The sequence below is a fragment of the Pseudomonas fluorescens genome, from assembly GCF_002022275.1.
GTDB classification, from domain to species: domain Bacteria; phylum Pseudomonadota; class Gammaproteobacteria; order Pseudomonadales; family Pseudomonadaceae; genus Aquipseudomonas; species Aquipseudomonas fluorescens_AJ.
In genome coordinates this window covers 96,129-115,627 of sequence record NZ_MSDF01000020.1, presented here as the reverse complement: position 1 = coordinate 115,627, position 19,499 = coordinate 96,129, and the positions used below count along the sequence as shown (strand labels likewise).

General features: G+C 60.7%; 18 protein-coding genes. 7 read left to right on the top strand and 11 right to left on the bottom strand.

The features are described from left to right. Positions 1–73: 73 nt before the first annotated feature. Both BFW87_RS17170 and BFW87_RS17165 read right to left on the bottom strand, forming a co-directional pair. Entirely contained in the window at positions 74–727 is a 654-nt protein-coding gene (locus BFW87_RS17170; protein WP_078740944.1) for a DsbA family oxidoreductase, read from the bottom strand. A gap of 56 nt (positions 728–783) precedes the next feature. Beyond that, positions 784–1,803: an alpha/beta fold hydrolase gene (locus tag BFW87_RS17165; RefSeq protein WP_078740943.1), complete on the bottom strand. Its 1,020-nt coding sequence runs from the start codon at positions 1,801–1,803 to the stop codon at positions 784–786. A 182-nt stretch (positions 1,804–1,985) separates the two neighbouring features. On the opposite strand from BFW87_RS17165, the gene metR reads away from it, so the two are divergent. After that, the gene (metR, locus tag BFW87_RS17160; protein ID WP_078740942.1) at positions 1,986–2,903 is read left to right on the top strand and encodes a transcriptional regulator MetR; all 918 of its coding nucleotides are present in this window, start codon (positions 1,986–1,988) and stop codon (positions 2,901–2,903) included. Positions 2,904–3,054: 151 nt separating this feature from the next. Here metR and BFW87_RS17155 read toward each other — a convergent pair whose 3' ends face one another. The 6 genes from BFW87_RS17155 to BFW87_RS17130 all read right to left on the bottom strand — a co-directional run bounded on the left by BFW87_RS17155 (position 3,055) and on the right by BFW87_RS17130 (position 8,438). Further along, positions 3,055–3,561, bottom strand: coding sequence for a GNAT family N-acetyltransferase (locus BFW87_RS17155; protein WP_078740941.1), 507 nt, complete (start codon positions 3,559–3,561; stop codon positions 3,055–3,057). Then, the gene (locus tag BFW87_RS17150) at positions 3,558–3,965 is read right to left on the bottom strand and encodes an NUDIX hydrolase (RefSeq protein ID WP_078740940.1); all 408 of its coding nucleotides are present in this window, start codon (positions 3,963–3,965) and stop codon (positions 3,558–3,560) included. The genes BFW87_RS17155 and BFW87_RS17150 overlap by 4 nt, the downstream gene beginning before the upstream one ends. Before the next feature lie 195 nt (positions 3,966–4,160). Beyond that, the gene (locus BFW87_RS17145) at positions 4,161–5,501 is read right to left on the bottom strand and encodes an HD domain-containing phosphohydrolase (RefSeq protein WP_078740939.1); all 1,341 of its coding nucleotides are present in this window, start codon (positions 5,499–5,501) and stop codon (positions 4,161–4,163) included. 167 nt (positions 5,502–5,668) lie between these two features. Continuing rightward, positions 5,669–5,941, bottom strand: coding sequence for a type B 50S ribosomal protein L31 (locus BFW87_RS17140; RefSeq protein WP_078740938.1), 273 nt, complete (start codon positions 5,939–5,941; stop codon positions 5,669–5,671). Positions 5,942–6,041: 100 nt separating this feature from the next. Then, complete coding sequence (locus tag BFW87_RS17135; protein WP_078740937.1) at positions 6,042–7,367, bottom strand: APC family permease; 1,326 nt, start codon at positions 7,365–7,367, stop codon at positions 6,042–6,044. A gap of 249 nt (positions 7,368–7,616) precedes the next feature. Further along, positions 7,617–8,438, bottom strand: a complete 822-nt coding sequence (locus BFW87_RS17130) for a carbon-nitrogen hydrolase family protein (protein WP_078740936.1) — start codon at positions 8,436–8,438, stop codon at positions 7,617–7,619. Between the two features lie 93 nt (positions 8,439–8,531). Here BFW87_RS17130 and BFW87_RS17125 point away from each other — a divergent pair, with 93 nt between their 5' ends. The 3 genes from BFW87_RS17125 to BFW87_RS17115 all read left to right on the top strand — a co-directional run bounded on the left by BFW87_RS17125 (position 8,532) and on the right by BFW87_RS17115 (position 12,283). Then, positions 8,532–9,296: a helix-turn-helix transcriptional regulator gene (locus BFW87_RS17125; RefSeq protein WP_078740935.1), complete on the top strand. Its 765-nt coding sequence runs from the start codon at positions 8,532–8,534 to the stop codon at positions 9,294–9,296. A gap of 29 nt (positions 9,297–9,325) precedes the next feature. Then, entirely contained in the window at positions 9,326–10,945 is a 1,620-nt protein-coding gene (locus BFW87_RS17120) for an FMN-binding glutamate synthase family protein (protein WP_078740934.1), read from the top strand. A gap of 171 nt (positions 10,946–11,116) precedes the next feature. Next, on the top strand, positions 11,117–12,283 hold the full coding sequence (locus BFW87_RS17115; protein ID WP_078740933.1) for an OpgC family protein: 1,167 nt from the start codon (positions 11,117–11,119) through the stop codon (positions 12,281–12,283). Here the strand turns inward: BFW87_RS17115 and BFW87_RS17110 are convergent. Then, complete coding sequence (locus tag BFW87_RS17110; protein ID WP_078740932.1) at positions 12,275–13,693, bottom strand: amino acid permease; 1,419 nt, start codon at positions 13,691–13,693, stop codon at positions 12,275–12,277. The two genes, BFW87_RS17115 and BFW87_RS17110, sit on opposite strands and share 9 nt — an antisense overlap. A gap of 368 nt (positions 13,694–14,061) precedes the next feature. Here BFW87_RS17110 and BFW87_RS17105 point away from each other — a divergent pair, with 368 nt between their 5' ends. From BFW87_RS17105 to BFW87_RS17095, 3 genes are all read left to right on the top strand, one after another. Next, entirely contained in the window at positions 14,062–17,148 is a 3,087-nt protein-coding gene (locus tag BFW87_RS17105) for a transglycosylase domain-containing protein (protein ID WP_078740931.1), read from the top strand. Between the two features lie 110 nt (positions 17,149–17,258). Beyond that, a complete protein-coding gene (locus tag BFW87_RS17100; protein WP_078740930.1) occupies positions 17,259–17,780 on the top strand; it encodes a PadR family transcriptional regulator in 522 nt (173 codons plus the stop codon). After that, the gene (locus BFW87_RS17095) at positions 17,777–18,544 is read left to right on the top strand and encodes a siderophore-interacting protein (protein WP_078740929.1); all 768 of its coding nucleotides are present in this window, start codon (positions 17,777–17,779) and stop codon (positions 18,542–18,544) included. The genes BFW87_RS17100 and BFW87_RS17095 overlap by 4 nt, the downstream gene beginning before the upstream one ends. Before the next feature lie 36 nt (positions 18,545–18,580). On the opposite strand, the gene BFW87_RS17090 is transcribed toward BFW87_RS17095, so the two are convergent. Beyond that, complete coding sequence (locus BFW87_RS17090) at positions 18,581–19,207, bottom strand: Pr6Pr family membrane protein (RefSeq protein WP_078740928.1); 627 nt, start codon at positions 19,205–19,207, stop codon at positions 18,581–18,583. A 4-nt stretch (positions 19,208–19,211) separates the two neighbouring features. After that, positions 19,212–19,445: a VF530 family DNA-binding protein gene (locus BFW87_RS17085; protein WP_078740927.1), complete on the bottom strand. Its 234-nt coding sequence runs from the start codon at positions 19,443–19,445 to the stop codon at positions 19,212–19,214. Between the last annotated feature and the right edge of the window lie 54 nt (positions 19,446–19,499).

The window sequence follows — 19,499 nt, the reverse complement described above, 5'->3', positions numbered from 1 at the left end:
CCGCTGTAAGAGCGGAACCATACTCAGCCGTTACCGCAGCAACGGATATACACCCATACCCACCGACAAAAACTCACCCCTTGGCTTCACTGATGATCTGCCGAATCGCCCCGACAAAGGCTTCAGCCGGCTGCCCACCGCTGACGGCGTACTGATCGTTAAAGACGATGGTAGGCACCGAAGTCACGCCGCGTGAAACCCACAGTTGCTCCTCTTCCCGCACCTCAGCCGCATACTCATCAGAAGCCAGAATCTCAGCCGCCCGCGTGATGTCCAGCCCAACACTTTCAGCAATAATCGCCAGAGTCGCGTGGTCGGACGGATCCTGCCCATCACTGAAGTAAGCCTTGAACAGCGCTTCCTTGAGGTTGTACTGCAAACCTTCAAGCCCGGCCCAATGCAGCAGACGATGGGCATCGAAGGTGTTGTAGATCCGGCTCTGCCCATCCGTGCGAAAAGCAAACCCCAACGCAGCCCCCATGTCGCGAATACGCTCGCGGTTGGCCTGGGATTGCTCAGCGGTGGAGCCGTATTTTTCAGTAATGTGCTCGACGATATTCTGCCCTTCTGCAGGCATATTCGGATTCAGCTCAAACGGCTGAAAATGAATCTCGGCCTGCACCTCAGCGCCAAGCTGATCGAGCGCTTCGGTCAACCCACGCAGCCCGATGATGCACCAGGGGCACGACACATCACTGACGAAATCGATTTTCAGGGGAGTACTCATGACCAGGAGACCTCGCTGGCGTCAATGCGCCGCAAAAGCTCCACGATACACCAACTTCACAACACCTTCGAAGGCTCACCCAAGTCAATCTGCGCCCAGTGCGCCGCATCTTCACGATGAGCTTTGAGATACGGCAACACCGCCGTCAGCAGCGGCGCCTTGAACGCTTCCTGGAAACGATGCGCCATGCCGGGAATCAGTTTCAGCTGGCTGCCCTGAATGTGCGCCGCCAAATGCACGCCGTGCATCACCGGCAACAACGGGTCCGCCGTGCCATGCACCACCAGCGTCGGCACGCGCAGCTGATTGAGCAACGGCACGCGGCTTTGTTCGGCGAGGATTGCCATGATCTGGCGCTTCACGCCGTCGGGGTTGAACGCGCGGTCATAGGACAGCGCCGCCTGGTGCAGCAGCATCTGGCGATCATCTTTTACGTAGGGGCTGCCCAGCGCCGCCAGCAGATCGGCTTGTTGCTCCAGCGCCACTTCGCGATTCGGGGCGCTGCGCCGCGACAGTAACTGCACCAGCGCCGCACTCGGTGCCGGCAGGCCTTCGGCCCCGGAACTGGTCATCACCAGCGTCAGGCTTTCCACCCGTTGCGGCGCCATGGCCGCCAGGTGCTGGGCGATCATGCCGCCCATGCTCGCGCCCAGCACGTGAAATTGCTGGATCTGCAAAGCGCCCATCAACCCCAGGGCGTCGTCGGCCATGTCGGTCAGCGTGTATGGCGCCGCCACCGGCAGGCCAAGCTTGTAGCGCAGCACTTCAAAGGTCAGGTTGGCGCTGGCCGGCGCCTGGCGCCAGGTTGACAGGCCAACGTCTCGGTTGTCGTAGCGAATCACCCGGAACCCTTGCTCGCACAGGGCGACCACCACTTCATCCGGCCAATGGATCAATTGCCCGCCCAGGCCCATCACCAGCAACAACGCCGGGTCGGATGCACGGCCGATGCTCTGGTAGGCAATGCTTACCTGAGCCAGATCGACTGTTTGAGTCGGGACATTGACATCACATCGAGAAGCCGCAAAAGACGGCAGGCCGAACAATAGAGTGGCCAGTAAAAGCAACACGCGCATGAAAAACACCGAAACGCAGAACCCCAGTAGAGCGCGAGTCTGATGAAGTTTGTTCAAGCGCGCTGCCACACTTCCATGACAGTTTAATGAAGAGTGCCCGGCGGTCATTGTCGACACGCCCCGCAACATGAGACAAACTCACTCAATTCCCATTCGCCACAAATTGTCTTCATGGAGAGCCCGTGCTCGAAATCCGTCACCTCAAGACCCTGCACGCCTTGCGCGAAGCCGATAGCCTGGTGGAAGCCGCCGAGCGCCTGCACCTGACCCAATCGGCGCTGTCCCACCAGTTCAAGGAGCTGGAAGAGCGCCTGGGCATGCAGCTGTTCGTGCGCAAGACCAAGCCGCTGCGTTTCACCAGCGCCGGTTTGCGCCTGCTGCAACTGGCCGACGCCACCCTGCCGCTGCTGCGCGGTGCCGAGCGCGATATCGCGCGGTTGGCCGGTGGCACCGCCGGGCGTTTGCACATGGCGATCGAGTGCCACAGTTGCTTCCAGTGGCTGATGCCGACCATCGACCAGTTCCGTGATGCCTGGCCCGAAGTGGAGCTGGACCTGGCCTCGGGTTTCGCCTTCGCCCCGCTGCCGGCCCTGGCCCGTGGCGATCTCGACCTGGTGGTGACGTCCGACCCGCTGGAACTGCCGGGCATCACCTATGTGCCGCTGTTCACTTATGAGGCCATGCTGGCCGTCGCCAACCAGCATGCGCTGGCGCACAAATCGTACATCGTGCCGGAAGACCTGCTGACCGAGACCCTGATCACCTACCCGGTGGAGCGTGACCGCCTGGACATCTTCACCCGCTTCCTGGAACCCGCCGACGTAGAACCCGCCCAGGTGCGCACCTCGGAGTTGACTGTAATGATGATGCAACTGGTGGCCAGCGGCCGTGGCGTATGCGGCATGCCGCATTGGGCATTGCACGAATACAGCTCGCGCGGTTACGTGAAGGCCAAGCGGTTGGGCGAAAAAGGTTTGTTTGCGACGCTGTATGCGGGGATCCGCGCGGACATGCTGGACGCGCCGTATATGCGCGATTTTTTGCTGACGGCCAAGGACACGTCGTTTTCGACGCTGGATGGGGTCAGTGCAGTTCGCTAGACCCACTGTAGGAACTGGCTTGTGTGGGAGCTGGCTTGCCTGCGATGCAGGCAACTCGGTGCATCAGGCAAACCGTGGGGATCCCATCGCAGGCAAGCCAGCTCCCACATAAGCCAGCTCCCACATTGAACAGGGTTTGCAGCGTTGGATCTCAGTCGGTCTTCAACTCGCGCCACATGTGGATCTTGTCGAAGTAATCCTCACCCACCCGCACCGCCAGTGGCTCCAGGCCGTACCTGATAAACCCGCAACGCTGGTACAACGCAAACGCCGCGTCGTTGCCGGCGGTGACGGTCAGCTGGATCAGCTTGAGACGCGGGTGTTGGCGGGCCTCGGCGAGCGCCGCCTCGACCAACTGGCGGCCCAACCCTTTGTGCTGATGGGCCTCGGTCACGTACATGCCAAACAAGGTCACCTTGTGCCTGGCCTTCTCGCGTGGTTCAAAGGCCAGGCCGACTATCCCGGCCAGCTCAGCGCCCTCAAAGCCGCCGAGCAACTGATCCAGCGGGTTGTCCACACGCTTTTCCCACCAGCTCAACGGCATTGCGGCGCGCTCGGCAACGCTGGAGGTGAACGCCTGGGGATAGGCGCCGTAAGCCTCCAGCATCAGCGCTCGATAGGCTTCGGCATCGCCAGCGCCCAAGGTGCGAATGATCATGCCGTAAGGGACGCGCGATAAAACGGCAGGATCAAGTCACGCGTCAGCGGGGCCAGTTGCAGGCCACCGTCGCCGGCGGGGTCGATCCAGCGCACTTCTTCAATTTCAGCGGCGGGCGTCACCGGCACGTCGATATGCACCTGGAACAGCTCGGCTTCCACGGTGAAACCCGGTTCGTTGGCGGCGGGAGCGGAAAAGTTGCCGAGGTAAATGGCGTCACTGGGTTCGATCTGCAAATTCAGCTCTTCGTGCAATTCACGCGCAAGGGCTTCTGCTGGCTGCTCGCCCGCGTCGATTTTGCCGCCGGGCTGCATGAAAGCCTGGGTGCCGCGCTTGCGCACCAGCAGGGTTTGGCCGTCGCTGCCGATCAACAGGGCGGCGGCGATGCGGATGGTAGAAGTCATTAAAGGTCGCCTTGAACACAAAGGCGCAAGGATCACATGCCAACTGGCACGCCGCAATCCAATGTGGGAGCGGGCTTGTGTGGGAGCTGGCTTGCCTGCGATAGCATCTCCACGGTTTGCCTGATGCTCCGAGTTGCTTGCATCGCAGGCAAGCCAGCTCCCACAAAAGCCAGCTTTCACATTTTTAATCTGCATTTAGCCCGGGATTACAGCGGTGTCCTTGATAAACACGCTGTACCGCGCGCCTTCCATGGTTTCAAAGGCGATCAACTTGTCCACCAGCGGCAGGTTGAGGACCTTGCCGGCATTGAGCAGCAACATGCCGTTATCCGCGTTCAAATTGCGCGCCAGCACCATGCCCTCCTCCAGCTCGCGGGTGCCGAGGACTTTGACATTCGGGTCGCCCAGGGTCACGTCATTGAGGTAAGTGGCGCACACCAGCACAAAATCTTCGACCATCTCAGGGTCATACAGCCGCCCGGCGTATTTGCGGATGTACAGCAGCGCTTCGTCGCTGTTCATCTGGCGTTCCAGGATCAGGCCCTTTTGCAGCTCGATAAAATCCACCGCCAGTTTGAGCAGGCGCGAACCGGCGGGAATCGCCTCGCCTTTGAGGTGGTCGGGAAAACCGCTGCCATCCCAGCGTTCCTGGTGATGACGGATCAGGCGTGCGGCGTCTTTCATCGGCTCCAGGGTCATCAGCAGCGATTCACTTTGCGTGGCGTAGGCGCGATAACGCTCGCGGTCGGAGCTGTGCAACAGGTCCGAGGGCGAGGCCATCATGCTGTCGCTCCAGCTCAGCTTGCCAATGTTGTAGAGCGCGGCCGCCATGGTCAGGTCGCGGTTGCTCGCCTCGTCCACACCATGGGAAACACACCAGGTGCGCACCAGTTCGATGATCTGCCGGTTGGTCTGCTTGGCCCGTGGCAGGCGCAGGTTGGCCAGTAACGAAAACACTTCGGTGCCGGTGGCGTAGCTGTGCTTGAGCTCTTCGTAGGCGAGGTCGAGCATGTCGGCGGTCTGCTGCAGTTCGCTGGTGCGCGCGGCCACACGCTTTTCAAGGGAGGCGTTGAGTTGTTTGAGCTCATCGTTCTGCTGCTGAATCAGCTGTTCCAGGCGCCCGCGTTCGCGCTCCGAATGTTGATGAGCCAGTGATTGGCGCAGCGCCAGCAGCAGCTCTTCGTCATTCCAGGGTTTGCTGAGGTAGCGGTAGATCTGGCCTTCGTTGATGGCTTTGACGATCAGCGTCAAATCAGTCTCGCCGGTCAGCAGGATACGCACGGTGTGAGGGTAGGCTTGGTGGATATGCGCCAGCAGCGAGGCGCCGTCGATGTCCGGCAGGCGCGCGGCGCTCATCACCAGGTCGACCGGTTGGCTGGCCAGCAGGGTCAGCGCGTCAGCCGCGCAGGTGGCGCTGTGCAGTTCGAAGGGTTCCAGGCGCAGCAATTGCGTCAGGCTGTGCAAAACATCCGGGTGGGCGTCAATCAACAGCACCACAGGACGGTCGCTATCGGTAAATGTGACGGACTCTCCCATGGGACACCTCGGATCGTCGGCGTGCATTCCTTACGGTCGGGTCTGGCCTCCTGGCGTTTACTGAAGAGTCTAGTCGGTTTTTCAGGAAGTGATGGCCTTACGATATCAAGGCATAAAAAAAGCCGCTCCAGAAACCGGAGCGGCCTTCGAGGTGAAACGAGCACCCCTCACGCGTCGGCTTTTTTCGGGTTCGAACCGAACGAAGCGAAACGCTTGTTGAACCCGGCAATCCGGCCTTCAGCCTGGGTCTTGCGTTGTTGGCCGGTGTAGATCGGGTGCGAAGCGCTGGACACGTCCAGCGGGATGTAGGGATACGTGTTGCCGTCGCTGTGTTTATGGGTGCGGTCGCTGTCGGCGGTGGAGCCGATCAGGAAGAACACGTCGGCGGCGGTGTCGTGAAACAACACGGTGCGGTAGTCGGGATGGATTCCAGCTTTCATAAGGCCTCCGGGGCGTGTGGGTACATTTGATGTGTTATACAGTAACACAAATAATGCACCCAAACGAGAACCGATTGCAATAAGAATAGGTCGCCTGCTTCTATGCGGCTTCCTGGAAGTCCATTTCCGGCGGCTGTTTGGAGAAGCCGCGGGTGAGGAAACCCAGGTAAACCAGCCCGATTGCCAACCACACCACGCCCAGGTAAATCGCCAGGTGATCGAGGCTGATCATCAGCCACAGGTCCGCCAGCAGGCCGATGGTCGGGAACACCAGGAACAGGATCAGCTCACGCACGCCGCGCTGCTTGGCGCCGATCCAGTAGTGGAAGATCACCGACAGGTTCACCAGGCTGAAGGCCAGGAACGCGCCGAAGTTGATGAAGGAGGTGGACGTGGTCACATCCAGTTTCAGCGCCAGCAGCGCCACGACCGCACACAGCAGGATGCTGTTCACCGGCGTGCCAAAACGCGCGTGCAAGGTGCCAAAGAATGATTTGGGCAACACACCGTCACGGCCCATCGCAAACAACAGGCGCGAACCACTGGCCTGGGCCGACAGCCCTGAAGCAAATTGGCCGACGATCAGGCCGATCAGGAAGATCGACACAAACAGGTCGCCGCCAATGTTGCGCGCGATTTCATACGCAGCCGAATCCACATCGGCAAACTCGAACGAGGGGTGCGCGATCTGCACGAAATACGACACGCCCACAAAAATCAGCCCGCCAATCAAGGTGATCAACATGATCGCCCGTGGGATGGTGCGGCGTGGGTCACGGGTTTCTTCGGTGAGGGTGCTGACGGCGTCAAAACCCAGGAACGAATAACACGCGATGGCCGCGCCGCTCATGATCAGCGGCATTTGCATCTGGCCGTTGAAGAACGGGGTGATGGTCCACAGTGGCTTGCTTGCATCACCGCCGATGTAGTGGACGCACAACACCACGAACGCAATCAGGACCAACGCTTGCACCAGCATCAGCAACGCGTTGATGCCGTTGGCCAGTCTCAGGCCGATGATATTGATCACGGTAGTGATGCCGATAAACGCCAACACCCAGACCCACTGTGGCACGGCCGGAAACGCCGAATGCAGGTACGCCGCGCCAATCAGCCAGATGGCCATGGGCAGGAACAGGTAGTCGAGCAGCACCGCCCAGCCGGCGATAAAGCCCAGTTTGGGGCTGATGGCTTTGCGCACATAGCTGTAGGCGGAACCGGCCACTGGAAAGGCCGAGGCCATGCGTCCGTAACTCATGGCGGTAAAGAACATCGCCACCAGGGCGGCCAGATACGCGGCGGGGACCATGCCGGCGGTGGATTGCGCCAGGATGCCGAAGGTGCCGAGCACAATGATCGGCGTCATATAGGCGATGCCAAACAGCACCACCGACCCTAACGACAGGGTGCGTTGCAAACGAGCCATGAGCGATTCTCCGCTGATTTATTAGATTTATGGCAGAACTGAAGTCGGTGAAGCAGAAGCTGTTTTTCTTATGTTCAAAGAGCTGTTGTGGCGAGCGGGCTTGCCCCGCGTTGGGCTGCGAAGCGGCCCCAAAAACGCTCCAACGGCGATTCAGTTGGAGAAATGCATTGAATCTAATTGGGGCTGCTGCGCAGCCCAACGCGGGCGGTGCGACGATTCGACAAGCCCGCTCGCCACAGAGGGTCAGCCTTAGGTCCGTGGAATCAAAAGCTCGCGCGTACCGTCGCTGCGCTCAATCACCTCACCCGGCAATTTCAAACGCTGGTCATCCAGGTAGCGGTAGTCCTTACGCGCTGCCACAAGCTCGTCGAGATCCAGCTCAACCGTAAATTGCCCTTCCTCGCGCCCGGCTTCGAACAGCAAGGTGCCAAACGGGTCAACCAGAGCACTGCCGCCGGCAAACAACAGGTCACCGTCGCCCTCTTCGACGCGGTTGACCATCAGCGCGAACGCCTGGTTTTCCTGGGCTCGGGCCATGATCGCAGTGCGGTGGGTGGGGCCATACGGGTCCATGTTGCCGTTGGTGACCAACAGCAACTGCGCACCCAATTGCCCCAAGGCACGGGCGGTTTCCGGGAATTCAATGTCGTAGCAGATCAACAGGCCGACGCGCACGCCGTTCCACATGCACGTGGCGTAGCGATCACCGGGGTTGACCACGCCGCGCTCCAAAGGCCACAGATGGGTCTTGCGATAACGCAGGGCGATGCCTTCGGGCGTGATCAGCACGGTGGTGTTATAGAATTGGCCGCTATCGTTCTCGATCAGGCCGATGACCACGGCGATAGTGCGCTCACGGGCAGCCCGGATAACCGCCTGTACAGTAGGACCGTCCAGCGGCTCGGCGACATCGGCAACGGTTTCGGCCGACGGGAAGCCTGTCAGGTGGGTCTCCGGAAATACGATCAGCTGCGTATCGGCGCCGCAGGCAGCGATTGCCGCCAAAGCGCGCTCAAGGTTGTAAGCTGTGTCGTTATCACGGCCTGCCAACTGGGCAAATTCGACCTTCATGGGTATTCCTTGTTCTTTATCTGTGCCGCAGTATGCGCAGCCATACCCTGCCAGGGAATTACGCGGCGGGGGTAACCCGATAGGGGTAGTTCAATGACCATGTCGCTGGAAGACATCGCCTGGCACCGTTCGGTGGGGCAAATGATAGACGCCCTGGACCAGGCCAACTTCTGGACCCAACTCGTACGGTTGCTCGACCAATACGTGCCGTCCGACAGCTGGGTGGCCTTGCTGTTCAGCAGTGAACACCGCCCGCTGGTGTTCGCCGAATGCCCGGGCGCGGACGGCACGCCAGACCACCTGTTCCAGGACTACCTCAACGGCCTTTATCTGCTCGACCCCTTCTACATCGCCAGCCGTGAGCAGTCGCGCACCGGGCTGTTTCGCCTGGCCGAAGTGGCGCCGGAACACTTCGAACTCACCGAGTACTACCAGCGCTACTTCCGCCTGAACGTGGTCGCCGATGAAATCCAGTTCAATTGCCAACTGCCGGATGGGCGTACCCTGTGCCTGTCCCTCGGCTCGAAACAGCGTTTTGACCCGGCGCAAATTGCCCTGCTGTCGCTGATTCAGCCCTGGGTGCTGAGCCTGCTGCGCCAACGCCTGCCCTTTGAACTCAACCAGGTCAGTACGCCAGAGCCCCCCAAACAAACAGATGAGTGGGGCGCGCAACTCACCGCCCGCGAGCTGGATGTGGGCCGCTTGATGCTCAGCGGTTGCTCCAGCAAGGAAATCGCTCGTAAGCTGGAAATCTCTGTTGAAACCGTGAAAGTCCATAAGAAACACATGTACAGCAAGCTAGGGATCAAATCCCAGTCGGAGCTGTTCTCGATCTTTCTACAGGCGCAAAACGCCTAGCCGATGAGTCCGAACCCAAGGAAAACCGTATGAGCCTGTCGTTACTAAGCCGTTACGCCTTCTTTGCCGTGTGCGTCATTTTTACCCTCGCCAGCCTGCCGTTTATTGAACATGAATGGCTGTGGCCGATCACCGTGGTCACCGGCATTCTCAGCCTGATCGGCCTGTTCGACCTGCTGCAAAGCCCCCACGCGGTACGCCGCAACTACCCGATCCTGGGCAATATCCGTTACCTGGTGGAAGCCATCCGCCCGGAAATCCGCCAGTACCTGCTCGAATCCGACAGCGATGCGCTGCCCTTCTCTCGGGCCCAGCGTTCACTGGTGTATTCGCGCGCTAAAAATGAAAGTGCCGACAAACCCTTCGGCACGTTGATCGACGTGTACCAGTCGGGCTTCGAGTTTATCGGCCACTCCATGCGCCCCGCGCCGCTGAGTGACCCCAGCGCCTTTCGCGTGATGGTCGGCGGCCCGCAGTGCACACAGCCTTACTCGGCATCGGTGTTCAATATCTCGGCGATGAGCTTTGGCTCGCTGAGCGCCAACGCGATTCGCGCGCTCAACCAGGGCGCCAAGCTCGGCAATTTCGCCCACGATACGGGCGAAGGCAGCATCAGCCCCTACCACCGTGAAAACGGCGGCGACCTGACCTGGGAACTGGGCAGTGGCTATTTCGGTTGCCGCACCAGCGACGGCCGCTTCGACCCGGAACGCTTCGCCGTGCAGGCGAAAAACCCACAAGTGCGCATGATCGAAATCAAGATGAGCCAGGGCGCCAAACCCGGCCACGGCGGAATTCTGCCCAAGCACAAGGTCACCAAAGAGATCGCCGAAACACGCGGCATCATGATGGGCGAAGATTGCGTGTCGCCGTCGCGCCACAGCGCGTTTTCCACCCCCCTCGAAATGATGCAGTTCATCGCCCAACTGCGTGAGCTGTCCGGCGGCAAACCAGTGGGTTTCAAGTTCTGCCTGGGCCACCCGTGGGAGTTCATGGGCATCGCCAAGGCCATGCTCGAAACCGGCATCCTCCCGGACTTTATCGTGGTCGACGGCAAGGAAGGCGGCACCGGCGCTGCGCCCGTGGAGTTCACCGATCATATCGGCGTGCCGCTGCGTGAAGGCCTGCTGTTTGTGCACAACACCCTGGTGGGCCTGAACCTGCGCGACAAGATCAAACTCGGGGCCAGCGGCAAGATCGTCAGCGCATTTGATATCGCCAGTGTGTTGGCCATCGGCGCCGACTGGGCCAACTCGGCACGCGGCTTTATGTTCGCCATCGGTTGCATTCAGTCACAAAGTTGCCACACCAACAAATGCCCGACCGGCGTGGCGACCCAAGACCCGTTGCGCCAGCGCGCGCTGGTGGTGCCTGACAAAGCGCAGCGCGTGTTCAACTTCCACCGCAACACGCTCAAGGCCCTGGCGGAAATGCTCGCCGCCGCCGGGCTCGATCACCCCTCGCAACTGTCGGCCAAGCACCTGGTGCGCCGCATGTCGGCGACCGAAATCAAGCTGTTCTCGCAGCTGCATGTGTTCCTCAAACCCGGCGAGTTGCTCACCGGCGAAGTGAATGGCGAGTTCTATTCGCGCATGTGGCAGATGGCGCGGGCCGATAGCTTCGAACCCCACGAAGAAGTGGCTGCCTGACACCCTTCCCTCGGCCTGCCCACCCCGGGCAGGCGGTTGAGACATCCAGTAATACCCATGCTTTGCAATTGCTTACAAATACCGCCAACCTGCGCCCGCCCGACGTGCGGCGTACGACATCACGCGCATTCGCCTGTCATTACTAAACCTTTTGTTCAAGAGCCCGCTGCCATGCTGAACGGACGCGACCCGCGCATCGATTTTTTTCGGGGCCTGGCGTTGATCTTCATTTTCTGGGATCACGTCCCCCACAACCCTCTCGGCCAGATCACCCTGCGCAACTTCGGTTTCAGCGATGCGGCGGAGGTGTTTGTATTCCTCGCCGGTTACGCCGCCGTGCTGGCTTACGGCAAAATCCTGCAGCGCGACGGCTACTGGATTGCTTCGCTGAAAATCCTGCGCCGCGCCTGGGTGCTGTATGTGGTGCACATCTTCTTGCTGGCGATGCTGATGGGCATTGTGTTCTTCGCTAACAGCCATGTGGAAACCCGCGACCTCGTCGAAGAAATGGGCCTGACGCATTTCGTCACTCATCCCCAACAAGCACTCACCGACGAGTTACTGCTGCGCTTCAAACCCAACCTGATGGACCCGTTGCCGCTGTACATCGTCTTGCTGGCGGGCTTGCCGCTGGTATTGCCGCTGATGCTGCGCAAGACCTGGGCGGTGGTCGCCCTCAGTACGACGATCTACTTGCTGGCGCCGTGGATGGGCTGGAACCTGCGCGCGATTGCCGATGGCGTGTGGTACTTCAACCCGGTGACCTGGCAATTGCTGTTCGTGCTGGGAGGCGCGGCCGCGCTGTATGGCCGTCAAGAAAAGCCGGTGGACAACCGGCCCTTGAGCCGTCAGCCGATGTTCGTGGCGGCGGCGGCTTATACCGTGATGGCTGGTGTGCTGACCCTGTCCTGGCGCTGGCCAGAGATTCATGACGCGCTGATGCCGTCGGCTCTCAGCGACCTGCTCTACCCCATTAGCAAGACGGACCTTTCACCCGCGCGCCTGCTGCACTTCCTCGCCCTGGCTTATGTCACCGCCAAGCTGCTGCCCGGGCGTGGCTGGACGCAAAACTGGCTGGCGCAACACACCTGCCGCATGGGGCGTTATTCGCTGGAAGTGTTTTGCCTGGGGGTGGTGCTCGCGCCGCTGGCCGACATGATCAACGCACTGGCCGGGGATAGCCTGGCCATACAACTGCTGACCGCGATGACCGGCGCTGCGTTGATGGTGGCGTTCGCGGTATGGCTGGAGTTCAACAAGCGCCTGGATCAGTCGCTCAAATTGCCGCCGGGAGAAAGGCCCGCTGTGCGCAGCGAGCCTTCCCGGGCATCAGGCTGAGCGCGCTGGCACCGGGGTTGCGTTGTTCGGCTGCAGCTTGAACACGTAGAACAATACGGTCAGCAGTACCAGGAACGCAGGGCCGACATACAGCGCCACGCGGGTGTCGGGGAAGTAGGCCATCAAGCCAACCACCAGCACCAGGAACGCCAGCGCCAGATACGAACTGACCGGGTACAGCCACATGCGGTACTTGAGCCCGGCTTGCTCGGCAGGGCTCAGGCCTTTGCGGAATTTCAGCTGGGCCAGCAGGATCATCAGCCAGGTCCAGATTGCACCGAAGGTGGCGATGGAGGTCACCCAGACGAACACCTGATCCGGCACCAGGTAGTTGAGCAACACGCCCAGCAACAAAGCAAAGATCGATAGCAGCAGCGCCTTGCGCGGCACGCCATTTTTCGAGGTGGTGCCAAAGGTGGCGGGCGCCTGACCGTTCTGCGCCAGGCTGTACAACATCCGCCCGGTGCTGAAGATGCCGCCGTTGCAGGACGACAGCGCGGCGGTGATCACCACGAAGTTGATGATGCCGGCAGCGGTCTTGATGCCCAGTCGCTCAAAGGTCATCACGAACGGGCTGCCCTGAGTGCCGATTTCATTCCACGGGTAGATCGACAGAATCACAAACAGCGCACCGACGTAGAACAGCAGGATGCGCCAGAACACCGAGCCAATCGCACTCGGAATAGTCTTCTGTGGATTACGGGCCTCACCGGCGGTCAGGCCGATCATCTCCACGCCGAGGTAGGCGAACATCACCATTTGCAGGGACATCAGCACGCCCTGCACGCCGTTTGGCATAAAGCCGCCATGCGCCCACAGGTTTGAAATGCCCAATGCAACGCCGTCGTTGCCAAAGCCAAACGCGATGATGCCGACACCGCCGATGACCATCGCAATGATCGTGACGATCTTGATCAGCGCAAACCAGAATTCGAATTCACCGAAGGCTTTTACCGCGATGAGGTTGATGGTGCCCATGCTGATCAGCGCCGCCAGAGCCCAGATCCAGCGCGGCGTGTCGGGGAACCACACGCCCATGTACACGGCCACGGCGGTGATCTCCGCCACGCAGGTCACTAGCCACAGGAACCAGTAGTTCCAGCCGGTGAGAAAGCCCGCCAGCGGGCCGAGGTAATCCTGGGCGTAGCGGCTGAACGAACCGGCGACGGGGTTGTGCACCGCCATCTCGCCGAGGGCGCGCATGATCACCAGAATGGCCAGGCCGCCGATGATGTACGACAGCATGATCGCCGGGCCGGCCATTTCGATAGCCTTGGCCGAACCCAGGAACAGGCCGACCCCGATACAGGCGCCGAGCGCCATCAGGCGAATATGACGTTCACCGAGTTCGCGTTTGAGCGGGCCGCCTTGAGCGGTCTCGCCATGGGGCAGTGGGTTGCCGACTGGCATAAAGGTACAACCTCATTTTGTTATTGGAGTGTCCGTCCGAGTCTCCAGGGCGCAGGCCGGTAAGCCTGTGCCCTTGCCGAGACCGGGGCCGCCTCATGGACGGGCCCTTCTTGCCGGGCAAGATCAGCGGGGCATGCAGTATAAAAAGCTCAGGTCAGAGTCTTTCACTATAAAAACGAGGCAATTCAGTGAAAGACCCCGCACAACTGGCATTTTACAGGAGCATTTTACCTGCCCCGGGCGACAAAACGCCGCAGCGCGCCCGCCGGGCATAGTTGACGGGTCGATCACAATTTCCCTCGCGGCCCGCCCCCAGCGACTACGCTTGAACCAAGTCCGATCAATCTGCGTGAAGGGATCAATCGACTATGGGCGCACTGTGGCAAACCGAATCAACAGAGGCTGCGAAACTACAAGGCAGTTCGGACCCAGCGCCTTTACCCCAAAATAAACCCAGGCCCCGTTATTGGCTCAGAGTGTTCTGGCTGATCGTGCTGATGGCCTTGATCGCGCTCGGTTTCGCGGCCAGCAAAGAGATGCGTACTTCGCGCCTGCAAGCCCAGGAACTGAGTCGTCTGGCCCACGACCTCACCTATCAGGTCAAACCCGGCGCCAGTGACGCCATGGTCTACCCCGGCGCAGGCCCCTTTGACCGCCGCCTGGGTTATAGTGACCTCGGCACCTTCCTGCCGCGTTTGCTCAAGCGAGGTTACGTGATCGATGCGCAAGTGCGGTTCTCGCCCGCATTGATGGATTACGCCAACAAGGGCCTGTTCGTGCCCTACTCCGAAAAAATCCAGGCGGGGCTGTCGATCACCGATTGCCGCGCCGTGCCGCTGTATCAGTACAACTATCCGCAACAGCTGTACTCAAGCTTTGCCGCGATTCCGCCGCTGGTGGTGGGCAGCCTGTTGTTCATCGAAAACCGTGACCTGCTCGACCCCGCCCAACCCCAGGCCAACCCTGCGGTGGACTGGCCGCGTTTTGCCAAGGCGGCGTGGTCGCAAATCGCCAAGCTGTTGCACTTGCCGGGCCAGAGCGCCGGCGGCAGCACCCTGGCGACCCAACTGGAAAAATACCGCCACTCACCCGATGGCCTGACCGTGTCGGGCAGCGAAAAACTGCGCCAGATGTTTTCCGCCGCCGTGCGCGCTTACCACGATGGCCCGGACACCCTGCCGGCGCGCAAAAATATCCTGCGTGATTACCTCAACAGCGTGCCTCTGTCGGCGGTGCCCGGGCACGGCGAAGTGCACGGCATGGCTGAGGGTTTACGCGTGTGGTACGGCGCCGATTTCAATCAGGTCAACAAGGCACTGACCGGCCCGGTGAATGCCCAGCAAGGCTTGGCGTTGCGCGAGGTGTTGTCGCTGATCATCGCCCAGCGTCGGCCTTCCCATTATCTGGCCAAAGGGCGCGATGAGCTGGCAGACCTGACTGACAGCCACCTGCGCCTGCTGGCGCAAAGTGGCGTGATCGAACCGGCGCTGTTACAGGCCGCACTGGCAAGCAAGGTCACTTACCGCGATTGGGCGCAGCAACCGACGATACAGCCGATTGAAACCAACAAAGGCATCAGCGTGGCCCGCAGTCGCTTGGCCACCTTGCTCAACCGCCCACTGTACGACCTCGACCGCCTCGATCTCTCTGCAACCAGCACCTTGCAAGGCCAATTACAGAGCCAGGTCAGCGACTACCTCAAGCACCTGGCCGACCCCGAGTACGCACGCCAGGTCGGCCTGCTCGGCGAGCGTCTGCTCACCCCCGCCAGCACCGCACAAGTGCGCTACAGCTTCACGCTGTTTGAGCTGACCCCGGACGGCTCACGGGTGCGCGTACAGACCGACAACACTGACCAGCCCTTCGATATCAACGAAGGCAGCAAGCTGGAACTGGGCTCCACCGCCAAGCTGCGGGTGCTCACCACCTACCTGCAAATCATCAGCGAGTTGCACGAAAAATATGCCGCCGAGGCACCCGCCGCGTTGAAAAAAGTTTCGGTGGATGATCAGGATCGCCTAAGCCGCTGGGCGCTTGATTACCTGATCCAGACGCCCGACAAATCTCTTTCGAAGATGCTTGATGCCGCCCTCGACCGCACCTATTCCGCCAGCCCCGGCGAAAGCTTTTTCACCGGCGGCGGCCTGCACCATTTCCACAACTTTCGCAGCCAGGACAACGGCCGCAGCCCTACCCTGCGTGACGCCTTGCGCGAGTCGATCAACCTGCCGTTCATTCGCCTGATGCGTGATGTGGTGCGCTACGTCACCTATTCGGGCGAGAACAACAGCGCCCAATTGCTCAAGGACGACAACGACCCGCGCCGCCAGGAATACCTCGCCGGTTTTGCCGACCGCGAAGGCACCACTTTCCTGCGCAAGTTCTGGAGGAAGTACCAGAAGAAAGACACCCAGGCGCGCCTTGATACCTTCCTCGACAGCCTGCGCCCCACGCCGATTCGCCTCGCCGCCGTGCATCGCTATTTGCTGCCGAATGCCAGCCAGGAAAGCTTCAACCTGTTTGTGCGCGCCCACATGACCGGCGTCAAATCCACGGTAAAACTGACCGATGAACGCCTGGAAAAACTCTACAAGGATTACGGCCCCGGCACCTATGACCTGCCCGACCAAGGCTATATCGCCAAAGTCCACCCGCTGGATTTATGGCTGCTCGGCTACCTGCTCAACCACCCTGACGCCACCTTGAGCGACGCAGTGACAGCCAGCCGGTTCGAGCGTCAGGAGGTCTACAGCTGGCTGTTCAAAAGCCGTCATCAAAGCGCGCGGGACAGCCGCATCCGCACCATGCTGGAGATCGAAGCGTTCCTGGATATTCATCAGCGCTGGCAAGCTGTGGGCTATCCCTTTGACCACCTGGTGCCGTCGCTCGCCACGGCGATTGGCAGTTCGGGGGACCGTCCCGCGGCCCTGTCGGAATTGATGGGGATCATCCTCAATGACGGCGTGCGGCCCAAAGTGTTGCGCATCGACACCCTGCACTTTGCCACTGATACACCGTACGAAACCCGCGTGATCAATGACCCGGCGCCGGGCAAACAAGTGATTCCCATGGAGGTGGCTCGCGCACTGCGCGGCGCGCTTTCCCAGGTCGTGGACGCGGGTACCGCAAAACGCGTGGCCGGCAGTTTCAAACTGGCCGACGGCACGCCGCTGGCCATGGGCGGCAAGACCGGCACCGGCGATAACCGCATTGAAGCGATCGGCGCGGGCGGGCGAATTCTGAGCTCCAAATCCATCAACCGTACCGCGACGTTTGTGTTCTATCTGGGCGAGCATCACTTCGGCACGCTCACCGCCTTTGTACCCGGCCAATCCGCCGAGCATTTCACCTTTACCTCGGCATTGCCGGTGCAGGTGCTCAAGGGCATGGCGCCGATTTTGATGCCCTACCTGCAACCGGGCAGCCTTACGCAGTGCCTGCCAGCGACCCCCTGATGATGTAAGCCACGTGTGGGCAGTGCCGAGCGAACCGTCTGTCGGGAGCGCTTGCGCGGGCAATAAGATATATCTTACGTTATATCTAGACACACACAGAGGCTCCCACCATGCGAGACCATCCTCACCAACGCGACGGTTTTGACCCGCGCGGCGGCCGCGGTCGCGGCCCACGGGTATTTGCACCCGGCGATTTGAAATTGCTGCTGCCGGCGTTGATTGCCGAACAGCCATGCCACGGCTATGACCTGATCCGCCAGATCGAAAGCCTGTTCGACGGCGCCTACACCCCAAGCCCCGGCGTGATCTACCCGACCCTGACCTTTCTGGAAGAAAGCGATTTGATCCAGGGCGACGCGGATGGCGGAAAAAAACGCTACACAATCACCGACGCCGGTCGTCTCTTCTTAAACGAGCAGGCTGTTGCGCTGGACGGTGTGCGCATGCGCATCGACGTCAGCAAACGCTCGCTGCGCGGCCAGGACCGCCCGCCACAAATCCACGAGGCAGTGCACAACCTGCGCCATGCCTTGCATTCGCACCACGGGCGCTGGAGCCCGGAAGAAATCGTTCGTGTCGCGGCGCTGCTCAATCGCACCGCTCAATCCATCGCCGACGGGAAAGACCAATGACTACGCAAGCCATTCACCGCGTGACCCACGAAATCAAACGACGCCGCCTCGAAGTGCTGCGGGTGGTCGACATCACCCCGCGCATGCGCCGCATTACCCTGGGCGGCCCGGAGCTGGCGGGGTTTATCAGCCTGGGCGCCGATGACCATATCAAGCTGCTGTTTCCGCAGAACGCCGCCGAACAGGCCGCGCTGGAAAGCCCCACCTTCAACATCAAGGGCGACGGCCCACAGCCGGCCATGCGCGACTACACGCCACGGCGTTATGACCTGAGCATTGGCGAGCTGGACATCGATTTCGTGCTGCACGGCGATGGCCCGGCGTCCACTTGGGCCGACCAGGTGAAGGTCGGCCAGCACCTGTACATCGGCGGGCCACGGGGCTCGATGATCGTGCCGGATATCTTCGACAGCTACCTGTTGATCGGCGACGAAACCGCCCTGCCGGCCATCGCTCGCCGACTGGATGAATTGCCCGCCGGGCGCAAGGTGCTGGCGGTGATTGAGATTGCCAACGCCGGCGAAAAGCAGACGCTGAACAGCGCTGCTGAAGTTGAAGTGATTTGGGTGATTCGTGGCCAGGATGACCTGCTTGAAACCGTGCAGAAACTGACGCTGCCGGGCGGTTCGCTGTACAGCTTTGTGGCTACCGAAACGAAGCTGTCACGCCAGGTGCGGCGTGTGCTGCTGGACACGCACAAGGTCAATGAGGAATTCCTCAAGGCTGTGGGTTACTGGCGCGCGGAAGGCAGCGAAGAAGAGTGATATTTCAATGTGGGAGCAGGCTTGCCTGCTCCCACATTAGTTCGACGGTGTCTTCAAGAACTTGTCCAGCCCCAACACCGCCAAAGCAATCACCACAAACCCCGCCAAAATCCCCCCGGCATTCACAAACACCTGTGGATAACCGAGGGTGTCCACATCGATGAACGGGTACTGATACTGCCCGAGCAAATGCCCGCGCAGCAGCACATAGGCGAAGTACACCAGCGGGTAAATCACCCAGCCGCCCACGTGCTTGAGACGCAAGCTGCCCTTGGGCACACAGCGCCACCAGTACACGCAGAACAGCAGCGGCATCACGTCGTGCAGCAGTTCGTCAGCGATAAATTGAAAGCCTTGCGGGGTCCACAAATGCCGCAGCAGCAGGTTGTAGGCGAGGCCCACCACAATGATGCTGGCGGCGATCCCACTGCTGGTGGCGGGCGCGAGAAAGAAGCGCTTCGCTGGTGAATCCCGCTTCACCAGCGCATAACTCAGCACCACCACCACCAGGGTGTTGGTCAGCACGGTGAAGAAACTGAAAAAGTTGATCAGCCCGCCCAACAGGCTGGCGCCGGTGGACAGGCGCGAGTCGAAAATCAGGTATTGCTGAATCGCCAACCCCACCCAACCGGCCAGTGCCGCCGTCGCGACAAAGCGCTTCACGGGTTCAATCCAGCGGGCGTTTGGTGCGCATCAGCTTGACGTACAAGCCTTCGACCTTCTCCCGCGCCCACGGGGTTTTGCGCAGGAACGTGAGGCTCGACTTGATGCTCGGGTCGCTCTTGAAGCAGCGCACATCAATGCGCTCGGCCAGGCCGGCCCATTCGTAATGCTCAACCAAAGTGGTGAGGACGTGTTGCAGGGTCACGCCGTGGAGCGGGTCGTCTGTTGTCGCGGTCATGCCGGGCCTTTTGCAAAAAGAGGAAACACAGCCGCGCACCTTAGCGGACGGGGC